The sequence below is a fragment of the Nostoc sp. NMS9 genome (genome assembly GCF_017114995.1).
GTDB lineage: Bacteria > Cyanobacteriota > Cyanobacteriia > Cyanobacteriales > Nostocaceae > Nostoc.
Map to the genome: position 1 here is coordinate 1 of NZ_JABXKL010000027.1, position 23,144 is coordinate 23,144.

A 23,144-nucleotide genomic window follows, 5' to 3' on the forward strand; every position below is an offset into this window, starting at 1 on the left:
GAAGCACTGCTGGGTTTACTCAAAGATGAGAGTGAGAGTGTGCGTTACTTTGCTGTTGTTGCATTGGGCAACTTGGGCAACGCCTCGCCACAGGTAGTTAAAGCACTGCTGGGTTTACTCAAAGATGAGAGTGAGAGTGTGCGTGACTTTGCTGCTGAAGCATTGGGCAAGTTGGGCAACGCCTCGCCACAGGTAGTTGAAGCACTGCTGGGTTTACTCAAAGATGAGAGTGAGAGTGTGCGTTACTTTGCTGCTTTTGCATTGGGCAAGTTGGGCAATGCCTCGCCACAGGTAGTTGAAGCACTGCTGGGTTTACTCAAAGATGAGAGTGAGATTGTGCGTGACTTTGCTGCTGAAGCATTGGGCAAGTTGGGTTTGGGCAAGTTGGGTAACGCCTCGCCACAAGTAGTCGAAGCATTGCTGGGTTTACTCAAAGATGAGAGTCAGAGTGTGCGTTACTCTGCTGCTGTTGCATTGGGCAAGTTGGGCAAAAATTCCAGCAATGTTACTCCTACTGTCGCCGAATGGATTTTACAACACCAGGATTCAAAATATGTAGGAAATGGGATTGATGCGCTGTGGAATTTGGTAGTAACAGAAGAATAATTTTTGTTTTTTCACTGGAAGTCCCTAAAGAGTGCTGAATACTCAGCACTCAGTCGATCAAGCAAACCATTCACATTCAGTTAAAAATCGAAGGTGGTGCGAAGTACACCCACATACTGCGTATCATTTCTGTTGTCATTTTCCGGGTTGAGAATCACCCAAAAACCAGGAGTCACTGAGATGTTGTCATTTAGGCGATAACGATAAAATGCTTCGATATGGTAAGCGTTGTCTCGGTCTTGACGGACATCACTGTTAGAGACATGCGGTGGTATACCAAAGAGAATTCCCGGCAGATTGCCTCTACCACCCACATCGGGAAACGACATACCAATCGCCCCAAACCAGGCATTGGCATTGTCACCATTGTTCACAAATAGAGAATCTGTTCCACCCCTACCATTGGAAATATCACTCAAACCAGAATTCTCGGCATTTGCCCAAATATATCCACCCCAAGCGTGGACCTGGAAATTCGGGGAGAAGCGATAGTATCCCTGTGTGCCTACAATATCGTTGGAAGTAGCAATGTTGTTGCCAAAGGGAGCGTTTGACAGGACGCTACCCGTCCCAGCTGAGAGATCGGCTGCTCCAGCAGGGCTATAGCCATGAGAGTAGGCAACACCGATCGCTCCTTGCTTACCATAATAGGCTAAGTGCGCTAGGGCATTGTAGCCGCCATCAAACAAGCCGTTGCTCCCCGATGGCACATTAGGACTGCTTGCTAAATAGCCCAAGGTGAGAACCAAGTCTTTGGTAATGTTCCAGTTAGCCGCTCCACCACCGCCACCTCGCCGGAATAAGGGACTGTATGACCCAAATAGTGAGGGAACTCCATTGCCGTCGTCAGCGATTGTGGGGGGAGTGACGGTGGTTGAAATGTCGGTGTAACCAATGCCTGTAGGCCCAACAACGAAGTTAAGGGAATCACTGACTGGAAAATAATAACGGATGTGGGGGACAAAAAGTGTCTCGTTGCTGTCATAATCGAAGTTTAGGCGTGTCATCCCTGTGCCTGTGGCTGCGGCAATTTGGCTGACACCATTGGAATTCGCAAAGTTACCAAATTCTAGCCGCACTCGCAATAAATCTTTGCCGGTAAAACTGCTCTCAAAGTTGAGACGACCCCGATTTGAAAAGTAGAGATTGGATTCATCATCTTCGCCACCTACTCTATCACCAAAGGTATCACTAATGGCAGTAATAATTTGAGCATTCAATCTAGTAGTTGTGGAAAACTGTTGTGCCTCTAATGTTGCTGTATGTGCCTCTAAGGTATCTACTCGTCCGCGTAGAGTTGTCAGTTCAGCGGCAAAGTCTTGCTGCAACTTTTGCATCACTGCCAAATCTTGCTTATTAACTAAATCGCTAGTAGCTGTAGAAATTAACTCATTAATCCGATCCAAACAAGCATTTAAACCTGCGGCAAACTCATAACGGGTTAAGGCACGGTTCCCGCGATAGGTGGAATTGGGATAACCTGCAATACAGCCGTAGCGTTCCACCAGCGATTGCAATGCACCAAACGCCCAATCGGTTGGTTGTACATCAGAAAACTGGGAAACAGAAGTCACTTGTCCCTGCAAATTCCTATTAGCATCTGCTGCATTAGGATCATCTTCTGGAGGTGCTGCCCAAACTGCTGGAATTGCCAAAAATAAGAGAAAAAAGCTAGGAAAAATAATTTTTAGCATTGACTTATTAATTAAAAATCGTTGATTTATGACCTTCTAACAAAAGAAATTACACTCGAACCAAAGTATGAGCTAGTCAACATTAAAGTTACATATTTTAAGTTGGGGTTTTAGCTCACTTAAAGCAACGCTATGACTTTTTGTTCATTGCTGCTTTTCATAGCGGCTTCTATAATTCTCATTACATTAATTCCATCTTCAGCAGTAACAGCAATTGGCTGATTATCAACGATAGATTTATACATTGCATCGTAATAACCCAAATAACTGCCCTGTGAACTTGTGACTTTTTCTCGAATTAATTTTGTGTCTTTTTCTGTATGCAGCAAGCCATATTCACTTTCCGGCTCTGTATACCAATCAAGTGTGTTAGGCTTCATACCCGCCACTAAATACTCTTCTTGTTTATCGGCTCTGCTTTTAAGAAAAGAACCCTTAGTGCCATGTATGATGTAGGCAGGCGCAGGTTCACGCACAAGGAAACTTGCTTTTAATTTGACGCGCAGTTTGTCGTAGTATAGTATCAACTCAAAACAATCATCTACCTGCGATCGCAGCCTAGTTATACGGATGTCTGCAAAAATAGCATTGGGCATCCCAAATAAATGCAAAGCTTGGTCTATTAAGTGCGGCCCTAAATTATTTAATGTTCCTGCCCCCGGACTTGGAACTTCTACATGTTGTTTATAGCTGAGGGTTGGTTTATATTTTTGAAATTGGAATTCTGCTTCAATAATATCACCTAGTAACCCTTCTTGGACAATTTTTTCGACTGTTTGAAAATCACTATCCCACCTACGGTTTTGATATACAGATAATTTTTTCCCCTGTTTTTGTGCCAATTCTTTGAGGTGTTCTGCTTCTGCTACCGTTGTGGTGAATGCTTTTTCTACCACTACATGTTTGTCTGCAAGCAAGGCTTGTTTAGCATAATCGTAATGGGTATAAGTGGGTGTATTTACTACCACTAAGATTACGCGATCGTCTACTAGCAATACTTCCAAAGAAGGATAGCTTTTTACATCAGGATAATGTTCCTGTATCAGCTTTTTGCTTCTTTCCCAAGAACCGGCTAATTTAAATCCGGGATGTAAATCAATAAACGGCGCATGAAATACCATGCCGGATAAACCAGAAGAACAAAGAGCCGTATTGATAGTTTCCATCTTTTTACTGATTTACTGAAGCGAGAGTTTGTATTTAGTTGTTGTCTGATATTTTCTCCGAAATATCTGCTCAAAAATGGAAATGCAGACTCATTAAGTGAATTAGGAAAATACTGGATTTATAAACACACTGCTACATATTGTTCAATTACGTTGTCGTCATCAGTTGTGAATGTTCCATCTAGTACTTCACCACATTAATTTTGATAAGTTCGTAATGGGTGGCTCTAGCCATAATCTAAGCACTAAAGTGCTGACTACAAACTCCCTTAACCATGCAACCACACAGGTGCAGAAGACACAGAGATCCGAATTACGTTAGCGAGTCTGCGAACGTCATTACGAATTACGCATAGCGGTACTAGATGGATGCTAATTACATGTCTTCTAACTCAATTCCTTTGGTTTCTTTAATAAAAAAGAGAATGAAAAACAATGAGGTAGCTGCTGCAATTGTATAGAGTCCATAGGCAGAACCTAGACCGAAATATTGCAGTATAGGAGGAAATGTTGTGGAAATCACGAAATTGGCAACCCATTGCATCGCAGCAGCAATCGAAAGTGCGGCGGCTCGAATTTTGTTATTAAACATTTCTCCCAACAGCACCCAAACCACTGGCCCCCAGGAGAAACCGAAGCAGAACACATAGAGGTTGGCTGCGATGAGAGCTATAGTCCCGGCGCTTCCGGTAAGATTGGGGTTCCCAGCAGCATCAAGGGGAGCATTACCAAAAAGATAAGCCATCGTCCCCAAGGTAAAGGTCATGCCTATTGACCCTAGTATAAGTAAGGGCTTGCGACCAAATTTATCTACAAAGGCGATCGCAATCAGTGTTGTAATAATGTTGACGGCTCCTGTAATCACCGTGATTGATAAGGAATCTTTTTCGGAAAACCCGACAGCACGCCACAAAACGCTGCTGTAGTAGAAGATTACATTAATCCCAACAAATTGTTGTAATACAGATAAGCCTATTCCTATCCAAACAATTGGCAGGAGTCCGCCACTTCTGCTTAAGAGGTCAGAAAAGCTGGGTTGGCGTTCACGAAGCACTGTCTGCCGAATTTCTTCAATTTTTGGCAGTACGTCACCCCCTAAAATCTTGGTCAGAACGTTAGCAGCTTCTGGTTCTCGTCCTTTAGCAACTAAGTAACGGGGAGATTCAGGAATTGTTAAAGCTACCATCCCGTAGAATACTGCTGGTGGGACTGCTGTCCAAAACATCCAGCGCCAAGCTGGAACCCCCAACAACAGCGAATCTGCTGAACCTCCTGACAGAGCGACGATAAAGTAGTCGCTCAATAAGGCGGCGAAAATTCCCACTACGATCGCTAATTGTTGCAGAGATCCTAACCTTCCCCGCAAATGGGTGGGAGAACATTCGGCAATGTAAGCCGGCGCGATAACACTAGCAACGCCGATGCCAATCCCACCCAATAATCGCCAAAAGATAAAATCCCAGATAGTGAAGGCAAACCCAGAGCCAATGGCACTGATAGTAAACAACGCCGAAGCGACTACCATTGCGTTAACTCGACCATAACGGTCTGCAATCTGTCCGGCAAAGAAGGCTCCGATTGCAGACCCCAGCAACGCTAGGGACACTGCCAGCCCTGTTACCCAACTACTGGTATTAAAAGCTTTTGCTAGAGATAAAACCGCGCCGTTGATTACAGCAGTGTCAAAACCAAATAAAAACCCGCCGAGGGCAGCGGCACCAGCAATCAAAATGACATAAAATGTGTTGGCTTTACGACGAACAGTAGTGGAAGACATAGTTATAAATAGTTGTCATGAACTGAGGAGTGGGGAGTGGGGAGTAGAAACCAAAGACTCATTAATGGAACGTGAATTCAACAGACCTCTCCCTCTCAGCCTCCCTCTCCGAAGCGGAAAGGGAGGAGCAACGCAAAAATTAGGTTTAGGTTCTTAAGCCTCTCTCCGTTTCGGGGAGAGGTTTGGAGAGGGGTTCTTCAGAATCTACCGAACTCACATTAACGGAGTTCCAAGACTCATCCTCTATTCTCAATGCCCAATTCCCAAAGAAATTAATTCTTTACCGTCTGGAACGTCTGCGTAACCGATCGATCATTACTGCCAAAATAATTACTAGTCCTTTGACGACTAGTTGCCAGAAGTAAGATAGGTTCAACAAGGTCAAACCATTGTTGAGAATAGCAATAATCAATGCACCGACAAGAGTGCCGCCAATAGTACCAATACCACCTGTAAAGCTGGTTCCACCTAGAATAACAGCTGCGATCGCATCTAATTCATAACCTTGACCTAATACGCCACTGGCACTATAAAGACGGCTGGCACTCATGATTCCTCCTAAGCCTGCCAGTAATCCGCTAATACCATAGACGAATAGCAAGACACGATTAACTTTAATCCCTGTTAATCTGGCTGCCCGCTCGTTACCACCGACAGCATATATCTGCACTCCTAAAACAGTTTGGCGTAGCACAAACCAGCTAGCTATCACAGTCAATAGCGCAATTATCACTAGCCACGGTAGGGGGCCGAGATATGTATTACCCACCCAAGCAAAATTTATGTCCCGGTTAATCAGCGTTGTCCCTTTGGCAATCAAGAAGGCAACACCCCGCAAGGCTGTAAGTGAACCCAAGGTGACAATAAAAGGTGGCACATCCAAGAAGGTGATGAGCGCACCGTTGAGTAAGCCTAACAGCAATCCTGCTAGCAAGGCAGCAGGTACAGCCGCCCAACTTAAAGCCGGCAGTAGCGATACCAGCAATGCAACTACAGCAGAAACAGCTAAAATTGACCCAACTGAAAGGTCAATACCTCCGGTGAGAATTACAAAGGTCATTCCTGTCGCCAGCACAATATTGATTGATGCCTGACGTAAGATATTGACAATGTTACCGCCGGTGAGGAAGTTGGGAGAAAGGAATGCAAATAAGATGCAGATAATTACTAAGATTGGCAGAATACCCGCAACTTCCAACAGAGTGCTGATTGATTTCCGGTTGCGGGATGCGGGATTGTTGGCTGATTTATTGATAGGCGGTCTGACTGTCTGACTCATGATGCTAATACCTCCGATGCTCCAGTTGCATAGTGCATAATCTTTTCTTGGGTGATTTCTTTGCCAAGACTGCCATCCAGTTCGCCTACCAGCTGTCCTTCTCGCATCACTAAGACGCGATCGCTCATGCCGACAATCTCCGATAGTTCGCTGGAAACCATTAAAATAGCAACACCTTGTGCAGCTAATTCGCTCATAATTCGGTAAATTTCGCTTTTGGCACCGATATCTACGCCGCGTGTTGGCTCATCTAACATCAACACTCTGGGCTTAATGGCTAACCAACGCGCTAGCAGTAGCTTTTGCTGATTACCACCAGAAAGATCCAATGCTCTAATTTCCAAATTGGCTAGACGAATATTAAAGTTTTCCACCGCGTCTGTTGACAGCCGATTCACTGAAGGCCAGTTAACAATTCCACCCTTGGCATCTTGCTTGAGTGTGTTGATGGCAATATTCTTGCGGGCGCTCATCTCCAGAAATAAACCTTGGTCTTTGCGGTCTTCTGGAACGTAGCCAATTCCGGCTTCAATGGCATCACTGGGGGTATTAATTTCCAGTTTTTTGCCATTCAAGAATACTTCACCACTAGCCTTACGGTCAGCACCAAAAATCAGCCGGGATAGTTCTGTGCGTCCGGCACCAACCAGCCCCGCTAAACCCAAAATTTCTCCAGCATGAAGTTCAAAACTAGCAGGCTCAATCTTCTTGCGGGCGTCGCTCATATTTCTGACTGACAGCACCACTGGCCCAGGATTCATTTGCCGTTGATGTTCGTAAAAGTCTTGCATGGAACGACCGACCATCATCTGCACCAATCGCTGTGGAGAAATTTCGCTGCGTGTCAGACTGCCAATATATTGACCATCGCGCAACACGCTAATCCGGTCAGCTAGGGCATAGATTTCTTCCATCCGATGGCTGATGTAAATAATGGCAATGCCATCACGCCGCAGTTTGCGAATTACCTCAAATAAATGGTCGCTCTCGCGGTCAGACAATGCTGCTGTTGGTTCATCCATTACCAAAACGCGGCTTTTATCCTTCAGCGCCCTGGCAATTTCCACTTGCTGCTGTTCGGCGATCGATAAGGTACCAACTATAGTCTGCGCGGTAAAATTGGCTCCAAGGCTTTCCAGCACTTCCTCTGCTTCCAGTTGCATCGCTTTGCGGTCTAAAAACTGACCTCGCCGCAACTCGCTACCCATAAACATATTTTCGGTAACGGTTAAATTCGGTGCAACATTCAGTTCTTGATAAATGAGATTAATACCCGATTTGCGTGCTGTCGCCGGATCGGTAATTTTCAAGGATTGACCATTGATGCGAATTTCTCCTTCATCGGCAATGTAAGCCCCAGCCAGGATTTTCATCAATGTGCTTTTGCCTGCTCCGTTTTCACCCATGAGGGCGTGAACTTCTCCAGGATAAATCGTGAGATTAACATTTTGGAGCGCAGATACACCATGAAATCGTTTTGTAATCCCTTGCATTTCTAACACTGGGGTGCTAACTGGTGTATCAGAAGGTGAGGTTTCAATATTTGTTGTCATCAGCAAAACCTGTAAAAACTATTTAAAATTTGCGATTGTGAATTAGAAACTAATAAACTCATATTTGATTGATCGCAAAATCATGTTTTAAAAGCTGAATACTAGTTTGAAAATAGGGAATGGCGAAGAGATATTTTCATCCTTTGTTGTTAACGTTGCTTAATAGAGGTTGTTGGAAAAATTTGATTGCTATAAATAGACACTCAGACTTTCCCCTGATGCACATACATAGCGGTTCTCAATTGAGTGCAGCAGAGTTTTAACCTCTTTCTAAACCCATCTTTCTATTAAAGAAAAGATAGCAATAGAGATGAGGTTTGGTATTAATTTAAGTGAAAATCGCTGGACATTTTAGGTATGTGCAAAAACTTTACAAATGCACCAAAGGGTTTATATCAAAAGACATAATTTTCAATTGCAGATTCACAGTTTTTATTACTCCCAGCCTTTTTCTGTGCTGACGTTATCTTTTGTGATCAACTTAACTGGAATCAAAATGGTGGAACTGCTAGGTTTTTTCCCATTTAAAATGTCGTTGCCAACTTGAACGGCTTTTTCAGCCATCCCTCGCGGATTTTGAGTAGCAGTTGCAGCATATAAACCATCTTTAGCTGCGATCGCAGTTATTGCTTCTGGCGCACCATCAACTCCGACAATAAAGAAATCTTTACGTTGTGCTTGGTTAGCCGCTAGTTCTGCGCCGACTCCACTCGGATCGTTAATGGCAAAAACCGCATCAATTTTCGGAAAGGTTGTCAGCAAATCAGTCATAACTCTGAGTCCTCCATCCCGACTACCATCTGCATTCTGGTTTTTAGAGAGGATTTTGATATCAGGATATTTAGACAATACACTCTCGCAGCCACTAACTCGCTGAATCACCGAGTCCACTGGCGGGCCATTAACTATTACTACATTGCCTTTGCCTTTAAGACGGTCAGCAATATATTTGCAACTAACTTCTCCAGCTTGGATATTATTAGTAGTGATGGTGGCATCCACACCTCCCTCAGCACCTGTGTCTACGGCAATGACAATTCTACCCGCAAGTTTGGCTTTTTCAACTATCGGCTTAATTCCACTTTTATCAGCAGCATTCAAAACAATGATATCAGTATTAGCAGCAGTAAAATTTTCAATTTGATTGGCTTGTTGGTTAAGGTCATAAGCACTGGAAGCTATAATAACATTGACATCTTTTCCGCCAATTCTCTTCGCTTCTGCCTCAACTGCTTGTCCCATAACGACGAAGAAAGGGTTACTTAGATCGCCAACAGTGAAGGCAACCGATCGCAACTTTGTATTCCCAGTGGCGGTTTTAGTTTCTGCACTAATATTGGTAGCAGGTTTAATATCAGTGTTAGTAGCAGTGTTGCTATCGGGAGAACCATTTGTACAGCCGACAAGGTTACTACTGATGATACCTAGTATGCTAGCTGCAATTACACGAAGCGCAACACCAGAGGTAAACACAATCTTTTTCACATTCATATATCTCCTAAAAGTCATTCTTATTTACACCAAATTTAGAAACGATGTATTGTTCAAAAAATAGAGTAAAGTATTGTAACCCTCCTGTATCAAGCCTTTTCTGTGTGTTGTAACTACGAATTACAAATTACCAGCCTTTGTAGCTGCTAAGGTTTTCTCTAGTAACCAACTTGACTGGAATTAGAATCTCAGATGACTCAGGTTTTTTACCCTGAATGATATCGTTGCCAATCTGAACCGCTTTTTGAGCCATCCCTGCGGGATTTTGAGCAGCAGTTGCAGCAAATACACCATCTTTGTCTTCCATTGCTTTGGTTGCATCTGGCGATCCATCAACCCCAACAATAAAAAATTCATTGCGTCTTGCTTGTCTAGCTGCTAAATCTGCACCAACACCGCTTTGATCGTTCGTAGCAAAAACAGCATCAATTTTGGGAAAGGTTGTCAGCAAATCACTCATGACTCTTAGTCCTCCATCCCTTGTCCCTTCCGCGTTTTGCTCTTTAGAGATAAGTTTGATATTAGGATATTTAGACAATGACTTCTCACAACCACTCACTCGCTGATTGATTGAGTCCATCGGAGTACCGTTGAGAATGACTACACTACCTTGACCTTTGAGGCGATCAGCAATATATTGGCAAGCAATCTCACCAGCTTGGGTATTGTTGGAACTAATCATCGCATCCACATCTGCGTCAACGGCTGAATCTAATGCAATAACAACCCTACCTGCAAGCCTTGCTTGGTCAATAACTGGTTTAACTCCTTTTTTATCAACAGCGCTAAGGATAATTAGGTCAGTATTCGCAGCCGTAAAATTTTCGATTTGGTTGCTTTGTTGGTTCAGATCAAAGGCACTGGAAACTGCATTAACTCTGATATTACCCCCGATTTTTTGAGCTTCTGTCTCAGCCCCCTTCTGTACAGCATTATAGAAGGGATTGCCTAAATCACCCAAAGCTACGCCGATTGTTTGCAATTTTCTATTTGGCGTACTAAGACTCTCTGCACTTATATTAGTAGCCTTGTTAGTAGTATTAGTTGCAGTATTGTCATTTTTAACGCCATTTGTGCAACCAACAACCACGAAACCTAATATGCCAACTATGAGCGAAATTCTCTTCATATTTATAACAACAGATTGAAATTTGATCGATGTCATCACAATCTAAACTAGGTCTGAAAAACTTAGACCTAACCTAGCGATCGCACTAGCTTTTGGAATTTAAACTCCAAAGGTCTTGTGATTTGACATAATTGGAGTGATTGCTATTAGTTTCATTAAACTAAATGGTTTATTGTTAAAGCAAAATCATGAATGTTACACTACTTCAAATAATTACATTATTTTTTGGTGGAATTATTTCGTAGTGCGTAGCCTGAAAACAGCGTTTAAGTGAAACTTCCAAAAATTAGTTTTATTAAACTTGTAAATCTTTATTTGTTTTGACTTTCTTCATTTTATCCGGCTCCAGCGCAAAAATTAATTTTGTTTATTGAACTTTACAAATGCAAAACTTTTTAAATCTCTCGAGAAAACCCAAGGTATTCTTTTCAAAGCATTCGCATAAATTAGCCTATTCAATATTAGGGTCAATTTTAAAAACGTTAACATTTTTCAATCAATATTTTTCAGAAAAGATACTGTTATAGTAGAGAAGTATTTGCTTAAAAAAGCTAGATTTTGATAAATGTAAACATCCTTTGGTAAGATTTTCTAAATTAACTCTAATCAGCTTCCAAGCGTATTTTTTTGTTATTCCTCCTCCATCATTTGAAGGCAATACAAGAGTGAACAAGATAATATTTTTAAGCCTGATTAGGGATAAAGAAAGTTTGTATACCAATAATATCTTGTTCTTGCTTTATTCCCTTATAAATAGAAAATTCTGAATTATTTTTTAAGCAGTTTAAAACTTTAACGTTGCAGGTAAATATTTTGCCACCAAATCTTCATAGTATGGTTTTAATTTCTGCCAATCAGGAGGAATAGGGTTTTTTGAATACAAATCATAGGGATTGAATAAACGTACCCATTTAAACATTTCTTTATCATGTTTATCCATCAAATGCTCATACGCATTTTCACGATGTTGAGGATAAAACGAGTGATAGCGAAGTATATATAATGCAGGTTCGGGCAAATAGTTTTTCATCATCTGATAAAAATACTCATCATGCCCCCATGAAAGATGTACATTACTCAATCCACAGTTAGGCTCATAAATGCCATATTTACTCTTATAATCGGGGTTATTATAATCAGGATTTTCTTTAAATAATTCTGAGAAAACAATTTTATTAGAAAATGCACAACCGACAGGATAAGTATCCCCTACGGTAGCCCATTGAGGTTCTCCAAACAGACAAAGCACTTTCCCCATATCGTGAAAGAAGCCAGTAAGTACCATCCAATCAGGATGACCATCAGCGCGAATAGCTTCTGATGTTTGCAATAGATGCTGTAACTGATCCATATCTGTATCAGGATCGGAATCATCGACTAATTGATTCAAAAATTCCACCGCATCCCAAACAGACATTTCTTTTTTATCAAACTTCAAAAATTCTTTTTCTTTTTGAAGTACAAAATTATATGTTTGATTAATATGATTTAACCGATAAAACTCTTTCACCGTATATCTAATAGTCGTTTCGTAATTCCTGTACTCTTCGGTGGTTTTACCTTCTTTAACTATGCTATCTGGATCGGGATAGCGATTAAGTAAGTCTTCTTCCCATTCTTCTAGCGAATGTAAGGGATTGTTTTGAACCTGAAGAATGGCATTATTTAGAGTTTGAGACATATCTTCCTACTTGTCGATATTGTATTTGTTAAATGGTACTTTCGCCCTCTATTATGCACAGGTGTACAAAACCTGTATTGGACTTATTATTTATTTTTGCACACGTGTGCAAAAATGTGTGTTAAGTTTCATTTCGTCTTTGCATACCTATACACGCTCTACTTCACCAAGTGTTTTATCTGATCTGTTTGGTTCAGAATAAAAATGGTGCTTTTGTTTTTTGCACATCCGTGCATGAATTTACTAAATATAAGCTAATATTTTTGTTTGCACACGTGTGCAAAAACTATAATTATGATTTTTATGTCTGACTCAACCAGCGTAGTATCAATTTGTCAATTGTACAGTCGTGGAATACTTAACAAGATTAGCCAACTCTTGTAGCTGGTTTATCGCTTCTGCACCCTCCAACTTCATTAATTCGCGATCGTCCCACAATTCCATCCAAGTAATTCCGTAATCAGACACTAAAAACCGAATCAGGTGCTTTTCTTTCAGGCTAACCATAAATGAAGCACTCTTCATTTGCTCACCGCATGTATAACAAGACGCAGTATAGCCACGCCGCTCAAGTATAATTGTCAAGGCTTGCAGGTTCATTACCAAGTCTTGGATGAATTGCTGATGCTGTTGCGCTAATCTTAGAAACACTAGTTTTCTCCTACCATTACAGTTATCTGCTTGCTTTGATATTTCTTTAGACTTAGATCTGATGTGATTTAGTTGCCAAAAGTTCGTGTTTTCGTAGATACGTGATTAATCTTAATATTACGGTTGTCAACAATCAGCTAAATTTCCAAAGCCGTTCTAATATTTTGGACAATTATCTGGGGTGTCTGTGCAATATCCATACATAGAGTATCTACTGGTTCTTCAAGTGTATAAAACTGGCTATCGAGTAGTTTTTCGCTCATGTAATGATTGCTACGCTCTTGTAAGCGCATTTGAATCAACTCATAAGACCCTTTGAGGTAAACTAGCTTGATGCGTTCACTATCTAATAATAAAAATTGCCGATAGCTATCTTTTAAAGCCGAACACGCCAGCACCACATTTTTATTTTCTTGCAGCCAGTGTTTAATAGCAGTTTGCAAATCTTGTAACCAAGGCATCCTGTCATCTTCACTCAGAGGCATACCGCGCCGCATTTTCTCAACGTTCTCTGGCGAGTGGAAAGCATCGGCGTCGCTAAATTCCCATTCTAAGGAGTCTGCTAGCAGTTTTCCGATGGTGGTTTTCCCAGAACCAGACACACCCATTACGAGGATAATCATTTTTTTCTTAATAAAAGCTTAACTAATTCGTAATTTGTAATTCGTAACTTGTAGTTGTAATCATGGAGGGAAGTAAAAGTGAGGACTTTTAACTCCTTTCCATACAAAATGTGAGTTGTATTAAAATTCTTGACAAATCACAATTATTTTCTATAATACATACAATTGCACACGTGTGCAATATTTAAAAGCAAAGATAAAATAATGAATAAACGAAGAATTTCAATTGAAGATATTGCCCGCAGAGCAGGCGTTTCTCATTCTACAGTTTCACGCGCTTTGCGAGATAACGCTCTAATTAGCCCGAAAGTGCGAGAAGAAATTAAGCGACTGGCGCAGGAGATGAGCTATGTGCCGAATGCTATTGCTCAAAGCTTACAAAATAAACGTACTAATACTATTGGTGTAGTAGTAACTTCAATTTCAGATCCCTTTTTTGCGGAGGTAGTAGAGGGAATCGAGAAGATAGCTAGACCAGCAGGTTTGAGTGTTTTATTGAGTGCTTCACACCGAGATTTTGAGCAGGAAATGGCAGCTATTGATACTTTTCATCGCCGGAGAGTGGACGGGATCTTAGTAGCCGACTCACGAATTGGTAAACAGCATACAAAGCAACTCACACAAATTGCTGTGCCAACAGTTTTGATTAATAGCCAGACTGAAGACCAATCGGAAATTTTTCACTCAGTAGCAATAGACGATCGCTTAGGTGCTAAATTAGCGACAGAGCATCTAATTAGTTTAGGACACACTGCCATTGGTTATCTGGGTGTAAGCGATCGCAGTAGGTCGAACCAGCAGCGCCTAGAAGGATATCAAATGGCCCTTGCGGAAGCTGGTATCCCACCAAATACTGATTGGATTTCAATTAGTGACGAATATGATACCAGAACTAGCGATGTTAACACCGGACAAAATATGCTGTCTAAACTATTGACTGCGGAAGTTACAGGCATATTTTGTTACAACGATATGGTGGCGGTTGGCGTTCTGTTAGCTTGCCAAGAATTAGGTATTTTAGTACCGCGAAATCTAAGCCTCGTCGGATTTGATGGTATTGCTCTGGGTTGTTACGTTACGCCGCCGCTGACCACAGTTAGCCAGCCAATGTTAGAAATTGGTGGCATAGCCATGCAAATGTTACTCGATTTATTAGAAGAAAAAACTGTGGAAAACCGCGTTTTATCTCCTTTTCTAGTACAGCGTGGTAGTAGTGCAGCATTATTAACAATTTAAAATTCAAAACAATTTATGTCGGGAATTTTAATCAAACAAAAATTATGTTAACCAAAAAACCGAGTTTATCTCCCGATCGCTGCTTTTCTCCAGAACCAGTTCAAAGACGACTAGCTCATCAATTCTTTGATAGTATATCTGCGTTACCTTTAGTTTGTCCACACGGACACGTAGATCCAGCTTTGTTAGCTAATCCCGTAGCCCGTTTTGGTTCACCAACCGAATTACTGATTATCCCTGACCACTACCTTTTGCGGATGCTTTATAGTCGGGGCGTATCTCTGCAAGCTTTGGGCATACCAACCAATGATGGTTCGCCAGCAGAAACCGACCACCGCAAAATCTGGCAATTGTTTGCCGACCATTTTTATCTATTCCAGGGTACTCCGTCTGGGTTGTGGTTGAAAGAGGAATTAACTAACGTTTTTGGGGTGGATGAACCTTTAAACTCTCGCAATGCCGGACGTATCTATGATTATCTGGAAGGTTTATTAGCCTCACCGGAGTTTTCCCCGCGTGCTTTATTCAAACGCTTTAACATCGAAGTGCTTTGTACTACCGATGCCGCCAGTGATAACCTAGAGAATCAGCGATCGCTCCACGAAGCAGGTTTTACTGAAATTAGACCAACTTTTCGCCCCGATGCGGTAGTTAACCTGGATGCTCCTGGTTGGCGCGAAAATCTTACCAAGTTGGAAAGCAGTATCGGTAGAGAAATTAACACTTACGCCAATTTTGTGCAAGCTCTCGAAAAACGTCGAGCTTTCTTTAAAAAAATGGGTGCGACAGCTACCGATCAAGGTGCAGCTACACCTTATACCACACGTCTTTCTGACCAGGAAGCCGAAGCTATCTTTGCTAGAGCATTAATCGGCAAGCTGAATCCAGGTGATGTAGAAAATTTTACCGGTCATATCTTCATGGAAATGGCACGGATGAGTGTGGAAGATGGCTTGGTGATGCAAATGCATTGTGGTGTGATGCGTAACCATAATCCGGCTTTATTTGAAAGATTTGGAGCTGATAAAGGTGCTGATATTCCCGTAAAAATAGAGTGGACTCAAAATCTACGCCCGTTGTTGTCAGCTTATGGTAACGATCGCAACTTCCATTTAATCATTTTTGGCATGGATGAAAGCACTTATAGCCGCGAGATGGCTCCGTTAGCTGGTCATTATCCCAGTGTATTGCTCGGGCCGCCTTGGTGGTTTCACGACAGCGTAAATGGTATGGAGCGTTATTTCAATCAGGTAATGGAAACTGCGGGAATTTATAATACAGCCGGGTTTAATGATGATACACGGGCTTTTGTTTCGATTCCGGCTCGTCATAATGTCTGGCGGCGAGTAGCTTGCAATTGGTTGGCTGGATTGGTAGCGCGGGGATTGGTTGAGGAGGAGGAAGGGTATGATATGGCTCGTGCTTTGGCTTATGACCTCGCTAAGGTTGCTTATAAGTTTGCGTAAAATCGTGGGGAGTTGAGGGGGAAATTTAAACGCAAAGGAGCGCGGAGGGAAGCGCAGAGGTACGCAGAGAGGGGGAATGGGTGATGGCAGAGTTGATTTTAAGTAAACTTTTTAGCTTGAAGGAGCGGGTAGCGGTAGTTACTGGTGGTTCTGGTGTGCTTGGTGGGGCTATGGCAAAGGGTTTGGCTCTGGCTGGAGCGCAAGTGGTCGTTTTGGGTCGCAATGAAGTTAGGGCGGGGGCGGTGGTGGCTGAGATTACTGCTAATGGTGGAGAAAGTATGGCTGTGGTAGCAGATGTTAGTGATCGCTCCCAATTAGAAATCGCTAGGGATGTTATTATACAGCGTTGGGATGAAATAGATATCTTGGTAAATATGGCTGGCGGTAATATTCCGGCTGCTACAATTACTCCCGATGCGACTATTTTTGATATGCCTCGCGTTGCTTTTGAGGAAGTAGTTAGCCTCAATTTAGTTGGCACTCTACTACCTTGTCAGGTTTTCGGTCAAGCAATGGTGGAAAGAAGTCAGCCCTACGGTTGCATTGTGAATATTTCTTCTATGTCTGCCATTCGAGCGATTAGCCGTGTGGTTGGCTACTCAGCTGCGAAAGCGGGGATAGATAACTTTACTCGCTGGCTAGCTGTAGAACTCGCCCAAAAGTATGGTGATGGAATGCGAGTAAATGCGATCGCACCAGGTTTTTTTATTGGGGAACAAAATCGAGATTTACTCTTAAATTCTGATGGTAGTTTGACCGTTCGCGGGCAAAAAATTATTGACCATACCCCCGCCGGACGTTTCGGAAAACCAGATGAATTACTCAGCACCTTAATCTGGTTATGTAGTTCTGGTTCTAGTTTTGTTAACGGGGTAGTTGTGCCGGTAGATGGTGGATTTAGTATCTACAGCGGAGTTTAATAATGTCATGTATTCACTGGCTGTAAATAACGGGACACTTTCAGATGAACAAGTTTCCGAGCTAGTTCATCAAGCTTTAGCAGACCCTAAGTTTGATAGACAGCGCATTTTGGTGTTAATTCCAGATAGTACCCGCACTGCTCCCATCCCTCAAATGTTTCGATTGCTTCATCAGGAGTTGGGTAAGAGGGTCGCGGCTCTGGATTTTTTAATTGCTCTGGGTACACATAATCCTATGAGTGAAGAACAAATCAATCAATTGGTAGGAGTAACACCAGACGAGCGAGAGACAACTTTTCAAAAAGTTCGCATCTTTAACCACCTTTGGAATAAGCCAGAGACCTTTATCTCTTGTGGAGTAATTTCGGCAGACGAGATAGCAGAAATTAGCGGTGGTATGCTACATCAGTCAGTTGATGTGCGTATTAATAAGCTTGTAACAGAATACGATTTGATCGTGATTTGCGGCCCAGTTTTTCCCCACGAAGTTGTCGGTTTCTCTGGTGGAAATAAATATTTTTTTCCTGGTATTGGTGGTCAAGAAGTAATTAATCTCTCCCACTGGTTAGGTGCTTTAATTACTTGTTACGAAATTATTGGTACGCTGGGAATAACACCAGTCCGGCGTTTGATTAACCGAGCCGCTAACCTGATTTCTACCTCAAAACTTTGTTTGGCGATGGTCGTCGCACCAAAAACAAATCAGCTAGCTGGACTTTATATAGATCAACCAGAATCAGCCTGGGAAGCTGCTGCACAATTATCAGCTAAACTGCATATTAAATATGTAGATCGGTCTTTTAAACAAGTGCTTTCAGTCATGCCCCAAATGTATGATGACATTTGGACAGCAGCAAAAGGAATGTACAAGTTAGAGCCAGTAGTAGCCGATGGAGGCGAGGTAATTATATATGCGCCTCACATTACCGAGTTTAGTTACACACACGGTGAAATTCTCTCCCAAGTTGGCTATCATGTGCGGGATTACTTTCTCAAACAGTGGCATAAATTCCAAGATTATCCTGCTGGAGTGCTAGCCCATAGTACTCACTTAAAAGGGATGGGTACTTTTGATCCGATAAAAGGAGAACAAGCGCGAATTCGTGTTACTTTAGCTACTGGCATTTCTGCTGAACGCTGTGCTGCTCATAACTTAAACTATCGCGATCCGGCGACCATTCAACCCACAGAATGGGCTAATCGAGAAGATGAAGGCATATTGCTTGTGCCAAAGGCTGGCGAGATATTGTACCGTCTAAGTGACAATAATTTTCAGGTAACTAAATCATAGACTGCGATATCTACGATGGGCTACGCCTACGCAATTGCAGGTGAATTTTACACTTCGCGCTATTCTTGATCTGATGAAACGTCAGCGAATCAGTTTATAGCAGCGAACAAAAAAGCATGGGTGGTAAATTAATTGTATTTGAAGGGGTGGAAGGCTGTGGCAAAACCAGCCAAATGCAGCTTTGTTCTGAGTGGTTGGAAAGTCTAGGTGTTTCTGTGGTGGTAACTCGTGAACCAGGGGGAACAGAGTTAGGTTTACATCTTCGCCGCTTGCTACTAGAAAAGGCAGAGGATAAACCAGTTGCAGAAGTGACAGAACTCTTGTTGTATGCTGCTGACCGATCGCAACACGTTGAACAAGAACTTAAACCAAATCTCGCAGCCGGGAAATATATTTTATGCGATCGCTACACTGACTCTACCATTGCCTACCAAGGATATGGTCGCGGTCTGAACATGAGTTTAATCAATCAGCTTAATAATATTGCTACTGGTGGTTTAGAAAGCGATCTAACTATTTGGCTAGATGTCGATGTCGAAGTCGGACTAGCCCGCAAACTCTCAGACCAAGTAGGACTAGACCGCATTGAACAGGAGACAATCGCTTTTCATCGGCGCGTTCAACAAGGATACGCACATTTAGCAGCATCCCATCCCTCACGAATTGTTCGGGTAGATGGCAGCTTGAGTAAAGAAGCTGTACAACAGGTAATTCAAGGAATTTTGCGCGTACATCTGCACTTGGCGAGATAGGGCAAAAATAAACCTGAAAGTTTTTAATGAGAGTTTGGTCAAACTATATACTGATTTTTTTAAACCAGCTGCAATACGGTTCAGTTAACCAAAAATCTCGATTTTTAGAAAAGTTGTTGCACTAAACTCCAACAACTTTTCACTACTTCCCTTTTTTCTCATCCAGTGCTTTTTGAATAGCTTCTCTGCAAAACTCAGGAGGGTCGTCTTGTGCCTTTACCTCTTCCTTCATTTTTTCAGTAGCACGAAAGCTGATAGTAGTTGTCATGGGTTCCTCACCCTTGCGTTGTATTGGTTCTAAATTATCGGGACTTCCTTTAGGATTGGGCATTGTTGAGAAATATGAATAAAGCTTGAATTGTCTGTGTACAAATAATTAGATTATTTAATCGGTGGTGCTACCAGTCTTGCAAACAGTTCACCACCGATACCACTTTTACAAATGGGTAATTCTATTTTATGTTCACAAGGTCAGAACTCGAAATCAAAACTACTGCTGAGTTGAGAGACTTATGTAGGCGTTACGGATTAAAGCCTACTGGGAATGGAGGGTACAAGACTAGTTGGATTGTTACTTTGATGGCATTCCCACAGATAGCACTCTCGCAATTAAGGCAAGGAAGAGGGTTAAAATCACCAGGTTTTAGTGTTATTCAATTCCTCGAAGGAGTCGTAGATGAGATGAACTCTCCCACTGATGAACAAGCGGCACTAATTCGGATAACTTTAGAGCGCAAACCTATGAACTACCCTGACCGATACGACCAAGAGAGTTTATTGAACTTGCACAAAGCTAAAATGCACCTTGAGATGGCTATCGGACTGCTAAATCAGTAAATTCAGTTTACAAAGCGAAAGTAGTTAGTCTCTAGCAACCTAAAGCTAGGGACTATTGAAGCGGTTTTTTATTCAAGGATGTGGCTTTTGGCGACGCCGAATAGCCCGTCGTAGATATCACTATTTGGCTTTGTTGATAACTAGTGTCAATCGATAGAGTTGATTTGTGGTTGTAGTGAGTTGGTGTGCGATCGCAGCGCTATTAACCTTTATGCTGAAGGGAAAATGAAAACAACAGCTATGAAATTTGCACAAAATCTCATCCCCCGCCAAGGCTTGCTGAAAGCCCTGACTTTAGCAATTCTTGTATTGGCATCTGTGATATCTCCCAATGTTCTAGCTAACGAGAGCGAAAAAGCAACATTCAACGGCACAAACACACTCCAAACCATACTTACCAGTAGTCATCGCTCAGAGCAGAATCGCCTTCGAGACAAGTACCGCCACCCAGCCCAGACTCTCGAATTCTTCGGTCTGCGCCCAAATATGACGGTGGTTGAATTGTGGCCAGGAAGCGGCTGGTATACTGAGATATTAGCCCCTTTTCTAGCACCCAAGGGACAACTCATAGTTACTAACTTGGCTTCTAGCACAAGTAAACCCGCTCTGGCTTTGCAAGAGAAACTGGCAGCTAATCCAAAGGTTTTTGGTAAAGTCAAAGTAGCGCAAATCAATCCCCCAAATGAACTTACCCTAGCCCCAGAAAACTCTGTGGATATGGTTGTTACTTTCCGCAATATTCACAACTGGGTGAAAGCTGGCTATGCAGAGCAGGTTTATGCAGCGGCTTACAAAGCACTCAAGCCAGGGGGCATCTTAGGGGTGGAAGAACATCGCGGACTTAAGGGGATTTCTTTACAAAAGAGTATTAAAACAGGCTATATGTCTGAAGATGAGGTAATTGCTGCTGTGGAGAAGGCTGGCTTCAAATTGGTGAGCAAATCAGAGATTAACGCTAACCCAAAAGATACCAAAGACTATCCGGGCGGAGTTTGGACACTACCTCCAACCTTGAGCCAAGGTGAAAAAGACAGGCAACGCTTCCTCACCATTGGGGAGAGCGATCGCATGACCCTCAAGTTTGTCAAACCCAAAGCCTCGTAAGAGGGAGATGAGTGAATGCAAAGACAACTGCGGCAACCTATCTAAATGTGATACTGTGCCATTCCCTTTACCATTTGCGATCGCCATTACTCTAATCCCAACTGTATTTTTATTGTTTGGCAACAATTAACCGGAGGTTTAAGACGGCGCTGGGCAAATAAACTGTTGAATACATTTACTGAAGCTTTATCAGCGTTTAGAACAGCTATATCTTATCGTTTTGTTGGTTGGCTACAGGAGAACACAGACGTATTTGCCTTACACCTAAAGCGTTTAGGGTTTGTTTGGGCTTGAACTTTGTTCAAGTCCCGTTATAGATTGATCTTTCCGTCTGTAATCGCGGAAAATGCGCTGATTGACCTCTATTTGCCTGGTTAAGACTTTATGTCTATTAACAGAACTGTTTTACGCTTTGGTGCAGGAATCCTGGCATTTTCCGTACTGTCAGCCATGTTCCTACCACGTGTCCTTCGGCAACACGGTTATGCCTTGCCCGGACGAAACGGCATTCCTTGTACAATTCCATACGGTCAGCGTAGCTACGTCGGGTCTCTGGAATGTGATCGGGATTATATGTATGGAAAAACTCTAAATTGCAGGTCACAAACAGATTTAATCAATAAAGGATGGTGGCCACTTGAACGGGTTGGGTCTATTCCTACACTGCTGGGTGCGTCGCGTCCGCTGTTTGTAGAAAGCCGTCTAAAACAAGACACACCAACAGCGGTATTTATGCTCGTTGAGCCAGGATGTTATGTGCCTTATTCACTCTTAGGTGGGCCATAGGAAGGAAACTAAACAGTCAACACCGTGCTTCAGCGAAGAACCCGCTAACCATTTTCTCTTCCCCACACTTTTTTTCGTTCACCCGACAACTGCTGCCTTTTGATAATCGCATGAATGGCAGCTTCAAGCGATCGCGCAGCTAAGAAGAGAGAAAAGCACAGGAGCGATCGCACCAGATATCAGCCAAGGGTTAAGGCTGTTCAGTTGTGCTTAAAGCCAAGGATTTGATTTACTTCCGACCCACAAAAAAAAGCCACATAATCTACTACAATATGGATATCATAAGTATGAAAGTTTTCTTTTAATATCGTTTTTAAATCTTCGTGAGTATCATCTGTGTTGCTAAATATTCCTTTAGCAAAGTTTTGCAAAAGTCCTATCAATTAGAAAAAAATTTTTATGGCTTACCAATTGAAAAAAACTTTAGCAGTTGCCACAATCATTGCTGTATTCAATATTTTGAGTCAAGGGAGCGCGGGTGCTGTCAGTTTTAATTTTACTCAAGGTGGTTGGTCACAAGGTGGAATAGTAACTGGGAGCTTTTCAGGAGAAGATTTAGATGGTAACAGGATTATTTCCGAAACTGAGATTACAGATTTTTCATTAGCTTGGTCAGGAAATGAAAAAGTACCTAGATTTGGTTTTACTAGATTTGATTTTAAAGATGTATATACCTGGCAATTTTCCACAGAGCAAGTTCGCTTAATTTCGGGTTCTACAAGTAAAGGAACAACCTTTTGGTCTGCTGATGGTAAAACTAGTTCTGTTGGGATAGGTGCTTTTGCAAGAACAATTAGTGATACAACTGAGTCAGCGCCAGTCTTTGAGCTAGTAAGTGTGCAGCCTGTTCCAGAACCTAGCACCATTGTTGGAAGTTTGGTCGTCTTATGTGCAATGTTAATCAAGAAAATATTTTAACTTAAAAGCATTCGTGACAATTAAAAAGCTCGTTACCTTTGCGTAAATCCTAACGATAAAAAACGTTGCATTCTTTTTATTATACTCTCACTCTTTTATTGCCAAGATGTGATGTAGAGTTATCTGTGGTGCGATCGCTTGCCTTATATTGACTGACTAGCGATCGCCACTTTCTTTCCATCAC

20 protein-coding genes and 1 pseudogene are annotated in these 23,144 nt (G+C 42.2%); 10 read left to right on the forward strand and 11 right to left on the reverse strand.

What is annotated here, in order from left to right; translation table 11 throughout:
* Positions 1-606: HEAT repeat domain-containing protein (locus tag HWQ40_RS09515; protein WP_292776988.1), on the forward strand; the 606-nt coding region annotated here is incomplete at its 5' end.
* Between the two features lie 80 nt (positions 607-686).
* On the opposite strand, the gene HWQ40_RS09520 is transcribed toward HWQ40_RS09515, so the two are convergent.
* From HWQ40_RS09520 to HWQ40_RS09565, 10 genes are all read right to left on the reverse strand, one after another.
* Entirely contained in the window at positions 687-2,300 is a 1,614-nt protein-coding gene (locus HWQ40_RS09520; RefSeq protein WP_292776989.1) for an iron uptake porin, read from the reverse strand.
* 119 nt (positions 2,301-2,419) lie between these two features.
* Positions 2,420-3,466 (reverse strand): Gfo/Idh/MocA family oxidoreductase, encoded by a 1,047-nt coding sequence (locus tag HWQ40_RS09525; protein ID WP_292776991.1) that lies wholly within the window; start codon positions 3,464-3,466, stop codon positions 2,420-2,422.
* Between the two features lie 376 nt (positions 3,467-3,842).
* On the reverse strand, positions 3,843-5,243 hold the full coding sequence (locus HWQ40_RS09530) for a sugar porter family MFS transporter (protein ID WP_292776994.1): 1,401 nt from the start codon (positions 5,241-5,243) through the stop codon (positions 3,843-3,845).
* A 280-nt stretch (positions 5,244-5,523) separates the two neighbouring features.
* Complete coding sequence (locus tag HWQ40_RS09535; RefSeq protein ID WP_292776996.1) at positions 5,524-6,522, reverse strand: ribose ABC transporter permease; 999 nt, start codon at positions 6,520-6,522, stop codon at positions 5,524-5,526.
* Positions 6,519-8,075, reverse strand: coding sequence for a sugar ABC transporter ATP-binding protein (locus tag HWQ40_RS09540; RefSeq protein WP_292776998.1), 1,557 nt, complete (start codon positions 8,073-8,075; stop codon positions 6,519-6,521). The genes HWQ40_RS09535 and HWQ40_RS09540 overlap by 4 nt, the downstream gene beginning before the upstream one ends.
* Before the next feature lie 435 nt (positions 8,076-8,510).
* A complete protein-coding gene (locus tag HWQ40_RS09545; RefSeq protein WP_292777000.1) occupies positions 8,511-9,566 on the reverse strand; it encodes an ABC transporter substrate-binding protein in 1,056 nt (351 codons plus the stop codon).
* Between the two features lie 127 nt (positions 9,567-9,693).
* On the reverse strand, positions 9,694-10,695 hold the full coding sequence (locus HWQ40_RS09550) for an ABC transporter substrate-binding protein (protein WP_292777002.1): 1,002 nt from the start codon (positions 10,693-10,695) through the stop codon (positions 9,694-9,696).
* Between the two features lie 784 nt (positions 10,696-11,479).
* A complete protein-coding gene (locus tag HWQ40_RS09555; RefSeq protein WP_292777004.1) occupies positions 11,480-12,376 on the reverse strand; it encodes an inositol oxygenase family protein in 897 nt (298 codons plus the stop codon).
* Positions 12,377-12,703: 327 nt separating this feature from the next.
* A complete protein-coding gene (locus HWQ40_RS09560; protein WP_292777006.1) occupies positions 12,704-13,027 on the reverse strand; it encodes a DUF1815 family protein in 324 nt (107 codons plus the stop codon).
* 137 nt (positions 13,028-13,164) lie between these two features.
* On the reverse strand, positions 13,165-13,650 hold the full coding sequence (locus tag HWQ40_RS09565) for a gluconokinase (RefSeq protein ID WP_292777008.1): 486 nt from the start codon (positions 13,648-13,650) through the stop codon (positions 13,165-13,167).
* 204 nt (positions 13,651-13,854) lie between these two features.
* Between HWQ40_RS09565 and HWQ40_RS09570 the strand changes: the two genes are divergently transcribed.
* From HWQ40_RS09570 to tmk, 5 genes are all read left to right on the forward strand, one after another.
* A complete protein-coding gene (locus tag HWQ40_RS09570; RefSeq protein ID WP_292777010.1) occupies positions 13,855-14,886 on the forward strand; it encodes a LacI family DNA-binding transcriptional regulator in 1,032 nt (343 codons plus the stop codon).
* Between the two features lie 44 nt (positions 14,887-14,930).
* A complete protein-coding gene (gene uxaC, locus HWQ40_RS09575; protein ID WP_292777013.1) occupies positions 14,931-16,352 on the forward strand; it encodes a glucuronate isomerase in 1,422 nt (473 codons plus the stop codon).
* An 83-nt stretch (positions 16,353-16,435) separates the two neighbouring features.
* Positions 16,436-17,272: an SDR family oxidoreductase gene (locus tag HWQ40_RS09580; protein ID WP_292777015.1), complete on the forward strand. Its 837-nt coding sequence runs from the start codon at positions 16,436-16,438 to the stop codon at positions 17,270-17,272.
* The gene (locus HWQ40_RS09585) at positions 17,241-18,563 is read left to right on the forward strand and encodes a lactate racemase domain-containing protein (RefSeq protein WP_292777017.1); all 1,323 of its coding nucleotides are present in this window, start codon (positions 17,241-17,243) and stop codon (positions 18,561-18,563) included. The genes HWQ40_RS09580 and HWQ40_RS09585 overlap by 32 nt, the downstream gene beginning before the upstream one ends.
* A 116-nt stretch (positions 18,564-18,679) precedes the next feature.
* The gene (tmk, locus tag HWQ40_RS09590) at positions 18,680-19,315 is read left to right on the forward strand and encodes a dTMP kinase (RefSeq protein ID WP_292777020.1); all 636 of its coding nucleotides are present in this window, start codon (positions 18,680-18,682) and stop codon (positions 19,313-19,315) included.
* 142 nt (positions 19,316-19,457) lie between these two features.
* Here the strand turns inward: tmk and HWQ40_RS09595 are convergent, their stop codons facing one another.
* Positions 19,458-19,646: a hypothetical protein gene (locus HWQ40_RS09595; RefSeq protein WP_292777022.1), complete on the reverse strand. Its 189-nt coding sequence runs from the start codon at positions 19,644-19,646 to the stop codon at positions 19,458-19,460.
* 128 nt (positions 19,647-19,774) lie between these two features.
* On the opposite strand from HWQ40_RS09595, the gene HWQ40_RS09600 reads away from it, so the two are divergent.
* The 4 genes and pseudogenes from HWQ40_RS09600 to HWQ40_RS09615 all read left to right on the forward strand — a co-directional run bounded on the left by HWQ40_RS09600 (position 19,775) and on the right by HWQ40_RS09615 (position 22,960).
* Positions 19,775-20,152, forward strand: a complete 378-nt coding sequence (locus tag HWQ40_RS09600) for a hypothetical protein (protein ID WP_292777025.1) — start codon at positions 19,775-19,777, stop codon at positions 20,150-20,152.
* Between the two features lie 225 nt (positions 20,153-20,377).
* Positions 20,378-21,256, forward strand: coding sequence for a methyltransferase domain-containing protein (locus tag HWQ40_RS09605; RefSeq protein ID WP_292777028.1), 879 nt, complete (start codon positions 20,378-20,380; stop codon positions 21,254-21,256).
* 108 nt (positions 21,257-21,364) lie between these two features.
* A pseudogene (locus tag HWQ40_RS09610) lies at positions 21,365-21,550 on the forward strand (IS701 family transposase); the annotation flags it as partial.
* An 891-nt stretch (positions 21,551-22,441) separates the two neighbouring features.
* Positions 22,442-22,960 (forward strand): PEP-CTERM sorting domain-containing protein, encoded by a 519-nt coding sequence (locus HWQ40_RS09615; protein ID WP_292777031.1) that lies wholly within the window; start codon positions 22,442-22,444, stop codon positions 22,958-22,960.
* The last annotated feature ends 184 nt before the right edge of the window (positions 22,961-23,144 follow it).

Bases quoted from the DNA above. Each gene is read 5' to 3' on its own strand.
- HWQ40_RS09615 (WP_292777031.1), top strand. From the start codon at position 22,442: ATGGCTTACCAATTGAAAAAAACTTTAGCAGTTGCCACAATCATTGCT.
- HWQ40_RS09520 (WP_292776989.1), bottom strand. From the start codon at position 2,300: ATGCTAAAAATTATTTTTCCTAGCTTTTTTCTCTTATTTTTGGCAATT.
- HWQ40_RS09580 (WP_292777015.1), top strand. From the start codon at position 16,436: ATGGCAGAGTTGATTTTAAGTAAACTTTTTAGCTTGAAGGAGCGGGTA.
- HWQ40_RS09565 (WP_292777008.1), bottom strand. From the start codon at position 13,650: ATGATTATCCTCGTAATGGGTGTGTCTGGTTCTGGGAAAACCACCATC.
- HWQ40_RS09570 (WP_292777010.1), top strand. From the start codon at position 13,855: ATGAATAAACGAAGAATTTCAATTGAAGATATTGCCCGCAGAGCAGGC.
- HWQ40_RS09555 (WP_292777004.1), bottom strand. From the start codon at position 12,376: ATGTCTCAAACTCTAAATAATGCCATTCTTCAGGTTCAAAACAATCCC.
- HWQ40_RS09595 (WP_292777022.1), bottom strand. From the start codon at position 19,646: ATGCCCAATCCTAAAGGAAGTCCCGATAATTTAGAACCAATACAACGC.
- HWQ40_RS09545 (WP_292777000.1), bottom strand. From the start codon at position 9,566: ATGAATGTGAAAAAGATTGTGTTTACCTCTGGTGTTGCGCTTCGTGTA.
- HWQ40_RS09525 (WP_292776991.1), bottom strand. From the start codon at position 3,466: ATGGAAACTATCAATACGGCTCTTTGTTCTTCTGGTTTATCCGGCATG.
- HWQ40_RS09600 (WP_292777025.1), top strand. From the start codon at position 19,775: ATGTTCACAAGGTCAGAACTCGAAATCAAAACTACTGCTGAGTTGAGA.
- HWQ40_RS09540 (WP_292776998.1), bottom strand. From the start codon at position 8,075: ATGACAACAAATATTGAAACCTCACCTTCTGATACACCAGTTAGCACC.
- uxaC (WP_292777013.1), top strand. From the start codon at position 14,931: ATGTTAACCAAAAAACCGAGTTTATCTCCCGATCGCTGCTTTTCTCCA.
- HWQ40_RS09530 (WP_292776994.1), bottom strand. From the start codon at position 5,243: ATGTCTTCCACTACTGTTCGTCGTAAAGCCAACACATTTTATGTCATT.
- HWQ40_RS09550 (WP_292777002.1), bottom strand. From the start codon at position 10,695: ATGAAGAGAATTTCGCTCATAGTTGGCATATTAGGTTTCGTGGTTGTT.
- HWQ40_RS09585 (WP_292777017.1), top strand. From the start codon at position 17,241: ATGGTGGATTTAGTATCTACAGCGGAGTTTAATAATGTCATGTATTCA.
- HWQ40_RS09535 (WP_292776996.1), bottom strand. From the start codon at position 6,522: ATGAGTCAGACAGTCAGACCGCCTATCAATAAATCAGCCAACAATCCC.
- HWQ40_RS09605 (WP_292777028.1), top strand. From the start codon at position 20,378: ATGAAAACAACAGCTATGAAATTTGCACAAAATCTCATCCCCCGCCAA.
- tmk (WP_292777020.1), top strand. From the start codon at position 18,680: ATGGGTGGTAAATTAATTGTATTTGAAGGGGTGGAAGGCTGTGGCAAA.